Genomic DNA, 14,907 nt, shown 5'->3' on the forward strand with positions numbered 1-14,907 from the left:
ACTGTAGACGCGGGAGGGGCAGGCGCCCCGTCGATGGTTCACTTTTCCGCACCCCCGGTCCGGGTGCGGGCAGGATCGATCGCGGCGATCCGCGCGCCCAGGATGGAGTCATGACGCAGACAGTGGAACGCATCGGCACCGGCACCACCCTCCGGGCACAGGACCTGCACCGCACCTACGGCAGCGGAGGCGCCGCCGTACGGGCGCTGCGCGGGGTGTCGGTGGAGGCCGCCCCCGGCACCCTCACCGTGGTGACGGGGCCCTCCGGCTCAGGCAAGACGGCCCTGCTGCACTGCCTCGCGGGCCTGGACCGGCCGACGCGCGGCTCCGTCCGCTGGGACGGCACGGAGCTGACGCGGCTGTCGGACCGGGGCCTCGCGGAGCTGCGGCGGACCCGCGCCGGGTTCGTGTCCCCGGCGTTCAACCTGGTGCCCACCCTGACCGCGGCGGAGAACGTCGCCCGGGCCGGCGGCCGGCCGGAGCCCGGCCGGGTCCGCGAGGTGCTCGCCCTGGTGGGTCTCGCCGGGTGCGAGCGGCAGCGGCCGGGGCGGCTCTGCGGGGAGCGGCAGCAGCGGCTGGCGGTCGCGTGCGCGCTGGTGTCGCGCCCGGACGTGCTGTTCGCGGACGAGCCGGCCGGGGCGCTCGGCCCGGCCGCGGGGCGCGCGCTGGCCGCTCTGCTGCGTACGGCCGTGGACACGGAGGGGCGGGCCTGTGTGCTGGCGACCGCCGACCCGGCCGCCGCCGCGTACGCGGACCGGGTGCTGGTGCTGGCCGGCGGCCTGGTGGTGGACGACCGGCTCCGGCCGGCCGCCGCGCACCCCGGCCGGGCGGCCTGAGCGGGGCGTTCCGGTCGCCGGTCAGCCCGATTTCGGCGGGCGGTTCGTGTCGAAGGCGAAGACGGTGTTCCCGGCGGCGGCCACGACGACCGCGCCGCCCGCGACGGTGACGCGCGGTCCCGCGCCCTCCTCGCCGCTGAACCCGTCCGCCCTGGGGTCCGTGGCCCAGAGGGTGGCGCCGTCGGACGGCGCGAGCGCGACGACCCGGCCGGTGGCGGAGCTGAAGAACAGCGCGCCGTTCCCGGCGACCGGTCCGGACGCCCCTTCGACGCTGGTCTGCCGGGACCACTTCTTGCGGCCGGTGGGGGGGTCGAACGCGGTGACGCGGCCGGTCCGCCCGCTCACGAACACGGTGCCGTCCGCCATGCCGGGGTTGCCCGTGTACGTGGCGGCCAGCCGGGCGTACGTGGCGCGGCCTGCGGCCGGGTCCACCCGCACCACCCCGTTGTACCCGGTGAACGCCGTCTCGTCGGTGTCCTCCCGGAGCAGGACGAGCCGGCCGTCGGCGACGCCCACGGGCACGGCGGGCCCGTCGACGGCGATGGCCGCGCCCCAGCGGCCGGAGGCCCGGTCGACCGGGTAGAGGGACGGGTGGCGTACGGACGCGGCGTTCATCTCGGCGTCCGCGGCGCACATGGCCAGCAGCGCGTCGTCCACCGGGACGGGCGCGCACCGGAAGTCCGCGGGGAACGGCGCCGTCCACAGCAGTTTCCCGCTGTGCGCGTCCCGGGCCTCGAAGGCGGAGTCGGCGGCGTCCACCATGATGACGGCGGAGCCGAGCACGATCGCGTCGCGGGTGCGGCCGGTGACGGCCGTCGACTGGGCGCCGGAGGGTGCGGACCACAGCTCCTCGCCGCTCTCGGCGTCGACGGCCACCACCTCGTCGTTGCGGCCCCGCGGGTCGTCCTGCGCTGCGATGCGGAAGCCGAGGACGGTGTCGCCGGTGGCGCCCACCATGTGCATGCCCTGGACGGGGATGCCGGGGCTCTTGACCGTCCAGGCGCGGGAGCCGTCCCGGACGCTGATGCGGGTCGCGACGACTCCGCCGCCCCCGCAGAACACCACGTCGCCGGCGCCCGTGACGCACCGCAGCTCGTCGGGGATGTCCTCGCGGCCGCCCGGCACGGTCACCCGCCAGGGCCGGAAGCCGTCCGGCAGCGCGGCGGAGGGCGCGGCGACCGTGCCGCTCCCGCCGGCGGGCCGGTCCTCGCCGAAGCCGCCGGCCCGCAGCAGGGCGACTCCCCCGCCGATGAGGGCCACGGCGACGGCGGCCGCGAGCACGGTCCGCCGCCGCCCGCGCAGCCGGCCGCGCGGGGCGGAGGAGACGGACGCGGATTCCGGTTCCGGTTGCGGCTCCGGCGCGGAGACCGGTTCCGGCGCGGAGGCCGGCTCGGGTGCGGAGGCGGGCTCGGGTGCGGATTCCGGTTCCGGTGCCGGTTCCGGCGTGGGCGGGGTCGGTGTCGGGGTGGCGAGGTGGTGTTGGGTGACCACATCGCGGGTGCGGCCCGTCGCGCATCCGTCGGTGCCGGGCCCGCCGAGGTCGGCCGGCAGGTCCCGCAGCAGTTCCAGGAGTTCGGCCGCCGACGGCCGGCCCTCCGGCTCCTTGACCAGGCAGGGTTCGACGACCGCGCGCAGCACGGCGGGCACCGCGTCCAGCGAGGGCTCGTCGTGCAGGACCTGATACGCCGTCAGATAGGGGCTGTCCGCGTCGAAGGGCCCGCGTCCCGTCGCCGCGTACACCAGCAGGGTGCCGAGCGAGAAGACGTCGGAGCGCGGCCCGACCCCGCGCGGCGCCTGGAGCTGCTCCGGCGACATGAAGGGCGGGGTCCCGATGACGCGCCCGGTCATGGTGAGCGTCTGCTGGTCCGCGGCGCGCGAGATGCCGAAGTCGATGACGCGCGGCCCCTCGGGCGAGAGGACGACGTTGGAGGGCTTCAGGTCGCGGTGGACGACGCCCACCCGGTGGATGTCGCGCAGCGCCTCGGCGAGCCCGATCGCCAGGCTGCGCAGCCCGGACCCACCGAGCGGGCCCTCGTCGGCGATGCGCTGGGCGAGCGTGGGCCCCTCGATGTAGGTCGTCGCCATCCACGGCTGCTCGGCCTCGGGCTCGGCATCGACCACGGCCGCGGTGAACGCGCCGCTCACCCGCCGGGCCGCCTCGATCTCCTGCCGGAAGCGGGTGCGGAACTCGCTGTCCCCGGCGAACTGCTGGTGGATCAGCTTGATCGCGACCGGCCGGCCCGACTCCGTACGGGCCAGGAAGACCGTGCCCATGCCACCTGAGCCGAGCCTCGCCTCCAGCGGATATCCGCCGATCTCGGCTGGATCGCCTGCGCGCAGCGACACTCTTCCCCGACCTCTCGTCCCCCGTGCGTCTCTGCCGTCACGGGACCGCCCATCTGTGCTGGACACAAACTAGCCGGAGCACGGCGCCGGACGGCAAAGCGGGTGTCACCAGCACGTACGTACGGAACGGTCAGCAGGGGCCGAGGTCCTGCCAGACGCCCCATTGACCCGTGCTGCCGGGCTTCTCGTTCTGCGTCCACCACTTGGCCTTCCAGGTGTGGCCCTCGTACGAGACGGTGTCGCCGCCCGTGTAGACGGTGCCGGCGCTCCACTCGCCGGCGGTGCAGGTGCCGCTCGGGGGCGGGGAGGTCGGCGGGGTGGTGGTGGGCGGGGTGACGCCGGCGAACCTCACCGAGTACTTGGCGAAGTCCCAGTCCGTCTGGGGCACGCTGCTGCACGTACCGGAGGTCTTGCCGTTGTTGTCGGGCGGGGTGCACTGGCGGTCGCGGTTGAGGGACCAGAAGGTGAAGCGGTCCATATGGTGGGTGGTGGCGAAGTCGAGGACGGTCCGGAAGTCGTCCTGGGTGAAGTACTCGCCGGTGTCGCTGCGGCCGTTCATGCCGGAGAAGCCCTCGTGCGCGTACGCGGTCGCCTCGTCCCAGCCGAAGGTGGACCGCAGGATCGCGTTGAAGTTCGTCAGGGCGCTCGTCTGCGCGGCGGCCCCGTTGAACCCGCCGTCGAACGGCATGATGGAGAAGTTGTTCGGGGTGAAGCCCTGCGCCTTGGCCTCGTTGAGCATCTGCTTGCCGAACCAGCCGGTGCCGTCCGCGGTCGCCGCCGTGGTGACGGAGACGTAGAGGCCGGGGTTGTTCTGCTGGAGGATCTTGGCGGCGCCGATCTCCCGCGCGATGGCGGCGGTGTTCTCGTACTCCGGCTCCTCCAGGTCGAAGTCGATGGCCTTCAGCTGGTACTTGGTGATGACCTGCTGGTACGCGGCGGCGGTGGAGGCCGCGTCGGAACAGGTCTGGCCGAGCTTCGTTCCCCCGTAGCCGCCGATGGACACCGACACGTCGCCGCCCTTGGCGCGGATGGCGCTGATGACGGAGGCGACCGCGGTGTCCGAGGAGACCGGCGACGTTCCGTCCCAGGTGGGGCTGCAGCCGCCGCTGTTGGGAGCCAGGATGAAGGCCAGCTGGAACGCCTTGAGGCCGGTGGCGTCCATGATGTAGCCGGCGTCCGGCGGGTTGTTGTCGTGCGGCATCAGATAGGGCGCGGCGGCGTACCACCGGGTGCTGAGCGCGGTGGCGTCGGCGGACGCGCCCGAAGCCTGCTGCGCGGCGAAGGCCGCGAGTCCTGCGGTCGCCAGCGCGGCGGTGGCCGCACCGGCGAGCAGCGCGCGAAATCGCTTCATGGGGGCTCCTGTCGGGAGAACGGGAGAAGGTGCCGCCAGAATCGAGTCGTGACGCATTCACGTCAATAAGTTGGCCTAGACCATTGCGCTTTCTTGAAGGACGCACGGCACGGCCTTTTCCTTCCCGGCCGCGGGAGCGGGAAAGGAGCCGGTGCCGGCTTCGCCGTGAAGCCGGCACCGGTCCGGGCCGCACCGTCACCCCTCGCGCGCCGGGGCGGCCGTCCGTCAGCAGCCGATCGGCGCGGAGCCGACCGCCACATCGTCGAACCACAGGGTGTCGTCACCGGTCCCGTAGCTCTCCCAGCCCAGCCGCAGGGCCGTGGGCCGGGGCGCGGTCGTACGCGAGAGCCACTGGTCGTCGACGTCCCGTGTCGGTACGCCGTCGGCGTGCAGCCCCGGCACCTGCGTGTCGTTCAGCCAGGTGTCGAGCCCGGGCGCCGCGGTGTCGACCGCGAACCGCAGGCACTGCCAGCCGCCCGTGGGCAGGGGCTCGCTCATCCCCACCCCGGTGGGGCTCTGCGCCGGGAGCGTCGCGTCGTCGATCTCGCGGTTCCACTGGAGCGCCCCGTTCTGGCCGCCGATCCGCAGCGCCTTGCCGCCCTGGGAGCTGTCCGGCATCGACACGAAGGTGACGTGCGCGGCCGGCAGCGCCGTGGTGTGCCGCACCCACATGCGTACGTACATCACGGGGCCCACCGACGAGAGGTCGGCGGTGGAGGCCACGAAGGCGTGGTTGCAGTAGCCGGCCTTCCCGTCCAGCCGCAGCGAACGCGTACCGCTGTGCGCGATCTCCGCGTCGACGGCGGCCGTGCCCGCGCCCTGGCAGTCGGGCGCGGTGAAGCGCCAGTTCCCGGCGGGCGCCGAGCCGGTCTGGTTCTCGAAGTCGTCGCAGATCACGGCATCGCCGCACTCCGCGGACGGCGGAGTGGTAGGGGGCGGGGTCGTCGGCGGCGGCGTGGTCGGGGGCTGGGTGCCGTCGCCGCCGCAGGAGACGCCGTTGAGCGCGAAGTCGGTGGGCGCGGGGCCACCCACCCGGGCGGTCCCCTGCACTCCGAGGCCGATGGTGCCCCCGCTCGCCACGGACCCGTTCCAGGCCGTGTTGATGGCGGTCACGGCGTGCCCGGTCTGCGTGACGGTGGCGTTCCAGCCCGAGGTGACCTGCTGGTCGCCCTCGTACGTCCAGGTCAGCCGCCAGTCGCTGAGCGCCGGGCCGTTGTTGGTGACGCTCACCTCGGCGGTGTAGCCGCCGGTCCAGGCGTTGACGGTGTAGTCGACCTCGCATCCGGACGCGGCGGCGGAACCGCTGGCGGGCACGGCGGCGAGCAAGGGCAGGGCCAGCGCGAGCGCGGCCCCGGCGGCGAGCAAGGGTGCGCGCGACGGGCGCCGGAGTCCGCGCGGTAACGACGGGAGGGAAAACGGCATGTGCGCCTCCTGGGGCGGGGGGACCGTGGGGCGGTGCGAGTGAAGTGGGAGCGCTCCCACTTATCAGAGCGAGTTGACGGTTCACTGTCAAGAGGGGTGGCACCCACGATCACTTCCGGACGCCTCGATGCATCCGAAACTTTCGTCGGTATGTCAGCCACACACCCCCGCACGTAACTTCGCCGCCCCCTTCGGCGCCGAGGGAAATCGACAAGCACACACCCGACCTGCGGACATGCCTCCCAACCCCACCCTCACGCCGCATCGACGCTTTCGAAAGAGTTGCCGAAACCATTGACAGTGCGCGGCGGCCCCCAAACACTCCGTGCTCAGTACCGGCCGCCCCCGGCGCGGCCGGAGCCCCCCTCACCAGGAGGACCCTCCATGCGTCTCCGCCCCCACCGCCGCCCCGTCGCCATGGCGGCCGGCCTGCTGCTCGCCTCGGCGAGTTCCCTGGGCCTGACCGCCACGGCCGCGGCCCCGGCGGCAGCGGCCGCCTGCAACGGCTACGTGGGCCTGACCTTCGACGACGGCCCGTCCAACGACCACACCCCCGCCCTGCTCAACGCCCTCAAGCAGAACGGCCTGCGGGCCACCATGTTCAACGAGGGCCAGTTCGCCGCCTCCTACCCGAACCAGGTCAGGGCCCAGGTGGACGCGGGCATGTGGGTCGGCAACCACAGCTACACGCACCCGCACCTCACCCAGCAGAGCCAGGCGCAGGTCGACTCCGAGATCTCCCGCACCCAGCAGGCCATCGCCGACGCCGGCGGCGGAACCCCGAAGCTGTTCCGGCCGCCCTACGGCGAGACAAACTCCACCGTGAAGGCGGTGGAGGCCAAGTACGGCCTCACCGAGGTGATCTGGGACGTCGACTCGCAGGACTGGAACGGGGCGAGCACCGACGCGATCGTGCAGGCCGTGTCGCGCCTGTCCAACGGGCAGATCATCCTCATGCACGAGTGGCCGGCCAACACCCTGGCCGCCATCCCGCGCATCGCCCAGTCGCTGGCCGCGCGCGGCCTGTGCTCGGGCATGATCTCGCCGCAGACCGGCCGCGCCGTCGCCCCGGACGGCGGGAACGGCGGCGGGGACAACGGCGGCGGGGGCGACGACGGCGGCAACACCGGCGCCTGCACGGCGACCCTGTCGGCCGGACAGAGCTGGGGCGACCGCTACAACCTCAACGTCTCCGTGAGCGGGTCCGCCGACTGGACCGTCACCATGCGCGTCCCCGCCCCCGAGCGCATCCTCGCCACCTGGAACATCAGCGCCTCCTACCCCAGCTCCCAGGTCCTGACCGCACGGCCCAACGGCAACGGCGACAACTGGGGCGTGACCATCCAGACCAACGGCTCCTGGACCTGGCCCACGGTGTCCTGCGCCGCGAGCTGACCGGGACCGCCCCCGGATGCGGGCAGCACCACCGGGAGCCCGGCCCCACCGGCCGGGTTCACCGGAGGCACCGGGCCACCCGCCCGGCCCGTCCCGGCTGGCGCCGCCGCTCCCCGGGCCCGAGGCTGTACCGGCGCCGCCCGTACACCGCACCGAGAGGCCCGACATGCCTGTGGACGACCCCCCTCCCGCAGGCGACGCGCGGGCCCGGCTGGAACTGCGGGCGATCCGGGCCCTGCTGGACGCCCAGCGGCGGCGCGTCACCGTGTACGCCGAGCGGTACGGGCCCCGGCCGGCCGAACACGTACCGGTGGCGGCGCCGAGCGCGGCCACTCCCCCGCCGCCCTCCTCCCAGGAGATGATCGACGCGCTGCCGATGCCGGCCCTCCTGCTGTCCCCCGTGTTCGGGGAGAAGGGGGAGCTGAAGGACGCCGTCTGCCTCGCGCTCAACCCCGAGGCCCGCGCGTACGGAATCTCCCGGCTGCCCGAGGGAGTGACGCTCCCGTGGGACAAGCCCGGATCGCTGTACGAGCGGTTCCCCTCCCTCGCCACCACGACGATTCCCGGCCTGCTCGTCGACGTCCACCGGCAGCGCACCCCGCAACGGAGCGACACCGTCGAATGGCTGGTGATGACGCACGCGGGGCCGGTGCGCGTCAACGCGGAGGTGCGGATCGCGCCCTGCGGGGAGCACTTCCTGCTCACCTGGGAACCGGGCAGCCGGCTCCGGATGGCCGCCGCGGCCCAGCGGCTGATGCGCACCTGCTGGGCGGAGTGGAACCTCGGCGACGACGGTATCCAGCCGTCCCGCCGCTTCCACCATGTGCTCGGCCTGGCGGAGGACACCCCGGCGCCCAGCCTGTACGACCTGGCGGCGGCCGCGACGCCGGACAGCCTGCCCCTGCTGTACCAGACGCTGTACGACGTCATCCTGCGCAAGCGCACCGCCGAGTGCGAGCTGCGCCTGCGGGGCGGGGCCCGGACCTTCCGGATGGTCGCCGAACCCGTGCGCATCGCGCCCGGCGGCCTGACCTGGGCCCTGCGGGCGGTTCTCATCGACGTCACCACGGACCGGCGCCGGCGCGAGGCGGCCCGGCGCGCCGAACGCGCCGCGCGCCGCGAGCACGAGCGGGCCGAGGCCGTCGCTGAGGTGGCCGCCGTCCTGCGTGACGCGGTGCTGCCGCACTTCCAGGACGAGTTGGACACCTACGGGGTCGAGGCGGCGGCCGTCTACCGCCCCGACGCCCGCGAGGCCGGGGTCGGCGGCGACTGGTACAAGGCCCGCAGCCTGCCCGACGGGCGGCTGCTCGTCGCGCTGGGCGACGCGCGGGGCCACGGGCTGTCGGCGGTCACGCTGATGGCGAAGCTCCGGTACGCGCTGGCGGGCCTGGCCCACACCTCGGAGAGCGTCGAGCAGCTGACGCGGTGGCTGAACGAGGTGGCCTGCGCCGACGCCGACGAGTCCACGGCCACCGCGATCGTCGCCCGCTACCACCCCGACCGCACCTTGCTGCGGTGGACCTGCGCCGGCCATCCCCGCCCCGTCCTGCTGCGCGACGGCCGCGCCACCCAGCTTCCGGCACCCGCCGGGGGCGCCGGTCTCACCCTGGGGGTCATGCCGGGGACGGCGTACCGCGCGGTGGAGACGCCCATGGAGCCCGGCGACATCATCCTCATGTACTCGGACGGGCTGACCGAACGCCGCCCGGCCGACCCGGACCAGGACACGCGCCGCTTCCTCGACGCGGTCGAGGGCTGCTGCCGGGCGTCCGCGCCGCGCCCCGGCCACGCCGGACTCCAGGAGTGCGTCGAGGGGATCGTCGCCCACCTGGACGGCCCGCACCGCACCGACGACGCCACACTGCTCGCGCTGCGCAGGACGGGCGGCCCGGACGTGGGGTGAGGGCGGCGCCGGTCCGGGCCGGCCCGCGGGCGGTGTCAGTGGGCTCCCGTATCGTTCCGGCCACCGCTCACCGCCTGGAAGGACCAAGAGAGTTGACTGGCCTGACCGCCTTTCCGCTGCCGTTCCGCTCCGCCCGCTCCATGTCGACCGACACGCCCCGGACACTGCGGGAGCTGGAGATGATCGAGTGCAGCGCGCAGATACGGGCGAAGCCGCGGTGGTTCGAGAAGATGCACGACGCGGGCATCGTCGCCCGCTGGACGCGCGAAGCCCTCGCCCAGGGGCTCACCGAGGCGCAGGTGCGCTACGTGCTGGCCGAACTCGCCCACTACGCGCGGCTGCGGGACGAACGGACCGGTATCGAGGTCTCCGCCGTTGACGGGGTCTGGCAGTCGGACACGTTGATCGACGAGGAGCTGCGGGGACGGCTGCGCGACGCGGTCCGGGTCCTGGAGGACGTCCCCGAGGACGGGAAGGACTGGCATCCCGGATCGGAGGGCCAGGTGCTCGACCTGGTGCACCCGTCGCTGTTCTGCCTGGTGCGCGAGGTCAGCGGCGGCCCCGCGCGGGCCTGGGAGAACCCGACGAACCAGTACTCGAAGTACGAGTTCTCGGAGCGGTTCCAGTGGCTGCCCACGGATGTGGACATCCGCGAGGACGGCGGGGCCGTCTTCCGTTCGTACGTGAACAATGTGCATCCCGAGGCGCACGCCGAACTGGCCGCCGTGCTGCCCGACGTGTTCGCGCGGATGCGCCCGCTGCTGGACAACGTGCTCACCGATCTGCGCCGCCCGCGCCCGCCGCGCATCGAGGCCGACCCCTACGGCTGGTACGACTCCGAGGGGCCGGAGTACCCGGAAGCGCACGACTACAGCGACGCGCAGGCGCATGTGGAGGCCCTCGACGCGTGGGAGGTGGCCCAGGAGGACTGGTGGGAGAACCGCAGGCCGGCCATCCCCGACGCGCCGGTCTTCGCGCCGCCCGAGGAGCCGGAGGGCTTCGTCCCGGTGGATCTGCGCGGCCGGCGCCTCCAGGTGATCGTCAAGCTCGCCACCATCCACCTCACGCCGGAGCGGCCCGAGTACGCGGGGGGCTCCTGGCACGTCGAGGGCATGCTGAACGAGCGGATCGTCTCGACCGGCATCTACTACTGGGACAGCGAGAACATCACGGAGAGCCGGCTGAGCTTCCGTACCGCCCTCGACGACCCGGAGTACGAGCAGAACGACGACAACGGCGTGCGTGACGTGTACGGCCTGGAGAACGAGGACGGGCTGAACCAGGTCCTGGGCGCGGCGTCGACCCCCGCGGGCCGCTGTCTGGCGTTCCCGAACGTCCTCCAGCACCGCGTCGGCTCGTTCCGCCTCGCGGACCCCGGCCGGCCGGGCCACCGCAAGATCCTCGCGTTCTTCCTGGTCGACCCGTCCACCACGATCGTCTCGACCTCCGACGTCCCGCCGCAGCAGCCATGGGCCGCGACCTCGACCATGACCCGCGAACAGGCCGAGGCGTTCCGCGAGGAGCTGATGCGGGAGCGGAAGTTCTTCGTGGACGAGCACAACGAGCAGCTGTACGAGCGGGAGTTCTCCCTCTGCGAGCACTGAGCGCCCGGCTGCCGTTCGCCCTGCCGGGGCGGTGCTCCCGGCAGGGCGGGCGGATCAGCGCAGGCCGGCGAAGAGGTCGTTCTCGGGCAGCGCGGCGCCCGTGGTGTCCCTGACGCGCACGAAGGCCTCCATGCCCATCAGCTCGCCGAACCGCTCCTTGCCCATCTTGAGGAAGAAGATGTTCTCGCCCTGGCTGGCGTGCGCGGCCAGGGCGTCGAACTTCTGGCCGCTGAACGCGGTGGTGTCCACCCAGGTGGTGATCTCCTCGTCCGGCAGCCCGATCTCCGCCATCGCGGCGGTCTCGGCCGGGTCCGGCTCCGGCATGTCCTCGCCGAACTCCCGCATCAGCTCGCCGAACCGCTGCATCGCCGAGCGCGGCGCCGTCGTCCAGTAGACCTTCGGCGTCAGCCCGGACAGTTCCAGGGCCGCCGTCGTGATGCGGTTGGCCTGGATGTGGTCGGGGTGACCGTAGAAACCGTTCTCGTCATAGGTGACGACCACATCGGGCCGGTAGCGCTCCATCAGCTCCGCGAGCCGCGCGGCGGCCTCCGGTACGGGGGTGCGCCAGAAGGAGCCGGGGGCGTCGTTGTCCGGCCAGCCCATCATCCCCGAGTCGGCGTAGTCCAGCGTCTCCAGGTCGCTGATCTTCAGCACCTCGCAACTCGCTTCCAGCTCCTGGCGCCGCATCCGGGCGACCGCGGCCGGGTCGTGTCCGGGATCGCCCGGCTTCGTCCCGCCGGGCCCGTCACCGCAACCGCCGTCGGTACAGGTCACCAGCACCGTGCGGATGCCTTCCGCCGCATACCGGGCGAGCACGCCCCCGGTCCCGGTGGCCTCGTCGTCGGGGTGGGCGTGCACCGCCATGAGCGTCAGCGGCCGGTCAGTCGTCACAAGGTCCTCCAGCGGACACGGTTCGGCAACGGGGCCCGGAACCGGGCCCCCGGTCAGTGCAACTGCCCGACCGTGACCTGCTGTTCCCGAGCGGCCCGCGCGGCTCGGATCATGAGAAGCGGGCGGGGAGGCCGGAGGCGCCCAGCACCAGCGCAGCGGTGAGGATCTGCGGCGGCTTGGTCGACATCTGCTGCTGCCGGTCGAGCAGTTCGAGACGTCTGCGGAGCCGTGCGTCGAGCTCGGCGGCCTTCCGGCGCAGGCTCTCGGAGGACTCCTTGGGCTTCTCCCCCCGCCGCTCCTTCTCGGCGGCCGGTCCGCTGTCGAGCAGCAGCCGGTCGCGCTCGGCGGTGAGGCGCCGGGTCACCAGCTCGCGGGTCCTCGCCAGCTCGGCCGAACGGCGGGGCCGGACCTCTGCCAGGTACGCGGGAAGCCTGTTGGCGATGATCCAGCTGGTCGCCGCGGACTCGGCGTCCGCCGTCCAGGGCAGCCCGCGCACGGCGTCGGCCGCCACCCCGTCGGGCGCTGCGGCGCAGTCGAGGTACGGCGCGGGGCCGGCCGGTGTCACGGTGCCGCGCTGATCGACGTAGGCGTAGGAGAACCGCCGGGCCACCGAATCGCCCGTGCCGTCCACCACCTCCTCGACGACCCCGACCAGCAGCCGCGGGGCGTCCGATCCGGCCGCGACGAGGACCGTGCCCCGGTTGAGGGCGCTCCCGAAGTTGCGCACCGTTTCGGCCATGACGGCGTCGTGGAGCGGATGGCCGGGGGCGAGCAGATCGGTGCGGGCGCGGTCGTCGGGCCGGACCCTGGCGAGATCGAAGGTGACGTCCTCGTACTGGGTGGCGATGGGGCCGCCGCCCGCCGCCCGGACCTGCTGCGGCACGTGGGCGATGGCGTACCGGCCCTCGGCGCGTCTGGTCATCCGGCCGCCGAGCCGGCCGAAGGCGTTCCTGAAGGTCGACTCGATGTCGTGCGGCCGCAGGCGTCGGGCCGCGGCGTCGTCCATGGTGTCCCGCAGCACGCGGAGGTCGGCATCCGAGAAGTGCTCCGACGCGAGCGCGCGTTCTTCGAGGAGCGAGGTGAGGCCGTCGCCGACCGTGCTGTCGATGACCTCGCGCATGCGTCCCTTGACGGCCGGCTGCTCTCCGTACTGGATCGCTTCGAGGAGCAGGGACCGCAGCGGGGTCTCGGCGAACGCCTCGCCCAGGACGTCGAAGACCTTGCCACCGTACGTCGCGCTCATCTGGTCGAGCTTCTCCAGCAGGCGGGTGAAGACCTCGCCCTCGCGCGTGTTGGAGGCCACGAGGTTCCAGAGCCGGCAGACCTCCTCCTGCCCGATGCGATGGATGCGCCCGAAGCGCTGCTCGATGCGGTTGGGGTTCCAGGGCAGGTCGTAGTTGATCATCAAGTGCGCGGCCTGCAGGTTGAGGCCCTCGCCCGCGGCGTCGGTGGCCAGCAGAATCCGGACGTCGGGGTTCCTGGTGAATTCCTCGGTGATCTGCCGGCGCTCCGACCGGCGTACGCCGCCGTGGATGGCCCGGACCGCGTCGTCCCGGCCCAGCAGCGCGGTGATCCTGTCCCGGAGGTAGCGAAGGGTGTCGCGGTGCTCGGTGAAGACGATCAGTTTCCGCGGGCGTCCCCCGGCGTCCGTCACCAGGGCGTGATCCCTGAGCAGGGCGCACAGCTCGGTCCATTTGCGGTCCGTACCGGCTTCGCGGACCCGCTGTGCCGTGCGTACCAGCGTCCGCAGTTCGACGAGTTCGGCATCGAGCTCCTCGACCGTCCGCGCGGCCGTCGCGGCGTCGAGCAGTTCCTCCTCGATGTCCTCGATCTCCCGGGCGTCGAAGTCGTCGTGGTCGAGGGCGTCGAGGTCGACGGCGGGCATGCTTCCGCGGTGGGTGCCGTCGAGGATCTCCTGCTTCCGGCGTTCCAGCCGTTCGGTACGCCGGACAAGGCTCCGGTGGATCGCCTCGGGGCTGGAGGCCAGCCGTCGCTGCAGCACGGTGAGGGCGAATCCGACGGTGTTCTTGCGGGTGCCGCCGACGCGGTCGGCGCGGTTCATCCCTTCCCGGACGTAGTGGGTGACGTCCTCGTAGAGCTCGTATTCGAGGGCCGTGAGCTCGTAGGGGACGGTTTCCGCCACCCGCTCGGGGAAGAGCCTGCGGCCCTCGAAGGTGAGCAGATCCTCCTTGATCATCCGCCGCATGATCCCGCTGACGTCGGCGGTGCTCCGCTGCCTGCCCTCGAACCTGTCGCGGTCCAGCAGGGTGAGGAAGAGCTGGAAGTCCTCCTCCTTGCCCGAGTGCGGGGTCGCGGTCATCAGCAGCAGGTGCCGTGTGATCTCCCCGAGCATCTCGCCGAGCTGGAACCTCTTGGTCTTCTCCACCTTGCCGCCGAAGTAGTGCCCGCCCATGCGGTGCGCCTCGTCGACGACGATCAGGTCCCAGTCCGTCTCCCCGAGCTGCGCCCGCAGGTGTTCGTTGCGGGCGAGCTGGTCCATGCGGGCGATCAGGAGCGGATGGGCCTCGAAGACGTTGGAGTGCGTCCGCGCGTCGGCCATCTGCTGTGTGAGCAGGTCGAAACGGAGACCGAACTTGTAGAAGAGCTCGTCCTGCCACTGGTCGACCAGGCCGCCCGGAGCCACGACCAGGCAACGCCGGACGTCGTCGCGCAGCAGAAGTTCCTTGATGTAGAGCCCGGCCATCACCGTCTTCCCCGCACCCGGATCGTCGGCGAGCAGGAAGCGGAGAGGCGTACGGGGCATGAGCTCGCCGTACACGGCGCGGATCTGGTGCGGCAGCGGGGTGACGTCGCTGGTCGCCACGGCCAGCATCGGATCGAACAGGCCGGCCAGTGAGATTCGCTGGGCCTCGGCGACCAGCTTGAAGTCACCGGCGTCGGCGTCGAAGGCACGGCCGTGGTGGCGGGCCGTGCTCAGCCTGTCCTGGTCCCGCCGGAAGACGACCCGCTGGTCGAGGACGCCGGCGGCCGTCTTGAAGGTCAGCTCGACCGCGTCCCTGCCGTGCGGCTGAGCGGCGATGAGCGTGACGACCTCGGCGGGCAGGAGTCCGTCTATCCGGAGACCCGGCTTGAGCTCTTCGAGCAACACGTGCGCAACCTCCGCTTGGCAGCCTGCGAACGCTACGCGGACGTTCCGGC

At 72.8% G+C, this 14,907-nt stretch carries 9 protein-coding genes; 4 read left to right on the forward strand and 5 right to left on the reverse strand.

Annotated features, from left to right (window positions below):
* Positions 1-110 precede the first annotated feature (110 nt).
* The gene (locus OG710_RS02295; protein ID WP_330237851.1) at positions 111-836 is read left to right on the forward strand and encodes an ABC transporter ATP-binding protein; all 726 of its coding nucleotides are present in this window, start codon (positions 111-113) and stop codon (positions 834-836) included.
* 21 nt (positions 837-857) lie between these two features.
* Here the strand turns inward: OG710_RS02295 and OG710_RS02300 are convergent, their stop codons facing one another.
* From OG710_RS02300 to OG710_RS02310, 3 genes are all read right to left on the reverse strand, one after another.
* Positions 858-3,182, reverse strand: coding sequence for a serine/threonine-protein kinase (locus tag OG710_RS02300; protein WP_330237852.1), 2,325 nt, complete (start codon positions 3,180-3,182; stop codon positions 858-860).
* Positions 3,183-3,312: 130 nt separating this feature from the next.
* Positions 3,313-4,533 carry a chitinase gene (locus OG710_RS02305; protein ID WP_330237853.1) on the reverse strand — a complete coding sequence of 407 codons (1,221 nt, stop codon included), beginning with the start codon at positions 4,531-4,533 and terminating at the stop codon, positions 3,313-3,315.
* Positions 4,534-4,758: 225 nt separating this feature from the next.
* Entirely contained in the window at positions 4,759-5,955 is a 1,197-nt protein-coding gene (locus OG710_RS02310) for a cellulose-binding domain-containing protein (RefSeq protein WP_330237854.1), read from the reverse strand.
* A 384-nt stretch (positions 5,956-6,339) separates the two neighbouring features.
* On the opposite strand from OG710_RS02310, the gene OG710_RS02315 reads away from it, so the two are divergent.
* The 3 genes from OG710_RS02315 (at position 6,340) to OG710_RS02325 (ending at position 10,857) form a co-directional block, all read left to right on the forward strand.
* Positions 6,340-7,350, forward strand: a complete 1,011-nt coding sequence (locus OG710_RS02315) for a polysaccharide deacetylase family protein (protein ID WP_330237855.1) — start codon at positions 6,340-6,342, stop codon at positions 7,348-7,350.
* Positions 7,351-7,516: 166 nt separating this feature from the next.
* Complete coding sequence (locus tag OG710_RS02320; RefSeq protein WP_330237856.1) at positions 7,517-9,253, forward strand: PP2C family protein-serine/threonine phosphatase; 1,737 nt, start codon at positions 7,517-7,519, stop codon at positions 9,251-9,253.
* Between the two features lie 92 nt (positions 9,254-9,345).
* The gene (locus tag OG710_RS02325; RefSeq protein WP_330237857.1) at positions 9,346-10,857 is read left to right on the forward strand and encodes a DUF4246 domain-containing protein; all 1,512 of its coding nucleotides are present in this window, start codon (positions 9,346-9,348) and stop codon (positions 10,855-10,857) included.
* A 54-nt stretch (positions 10,858-10,911) separates the two neighbouring features.
* Here OG710_RS02325 and OG710_RS02330 read toward each other — a convergent pair whose 3' ends face one another.
* Both OG710_RS02330 and OG710_RS02335 read right to left on the reverse strand, forming a co-directional pair.
* A complete protein-coding gene (locus OG710_RS02330; protein WP_330242137.1) occupies positions 10,912-11,721 on the reverse strand; it encodes a PIG-L family deacetylase in 810 nt (269 codons plus the stop codon).
* 136 nt (positions 11,722-11,857) lie between these two features.
* Positions 11,858-14,857: a helicase-related protein gene (locus OG710_RS02335; protein ID WP_330237858.1), complete on the reverse strand. Its 3,000-nt coding sequence runs from the start codon at positions 14,855-14,857 to the stop codon at positions 11,858-11,860.
* Between the last annotated feature and the right edge of the window lie 50 nt (positions 14,858-14,907).

Origin of the sequence: Streptomyces sp. NBC_00525 (assembly GCF_036346595.1) — a bacterium.
Lineage (GTDB): Bacteria > Actinomycetota > Actinomycetes > Streptomycetales > Streptomycetaceae > Streptomyces.

Coding starts and splice junctions, on each gene's coding strand:
- OG710_RS02320 (WP_330237856.1), top strand. CDS start 7,517: ATGCCTGTGGACGACCCCCCTCCCGCAGGCGACGCGCGGGCCCGGCTG.
- OG710_RS02310 (WP_330237854.1), bottom strand. CDS start 5,955: ATGCCGTTTTCCCTCCCGTCGTTACCGCGCGGACTCCGGCGCCCGTCG.
- OG710_RS02315 (WP_330237855.1), top strand. CDS start 6,340: ATGCGTCTCCGCCCCCACCGCCGCCCCGTCGCCATGGCGGCCGGCCTG.
- OG710_RS02330 (WP_330242137.1), bottom strand. CDS start 11,721: ATGGCGGTGCACGCCCACCCCGACGACGAGGCCACCGGGACCGGGGGC.
- OG710_RS02295 (WP_330237851.1), top strand. CDS start 111: ATGACGCAGACAGTGGAACGCATCGGCACCGGCACCACCCTCCGGGCA.
- OG710_RS02305 (WP_330237853.1), bottom strand. CDS start 4,533: ATGAAGCGATTTCGCGCGCTGCTCGCCGGTGCGGCCACCGCCGCGCTG.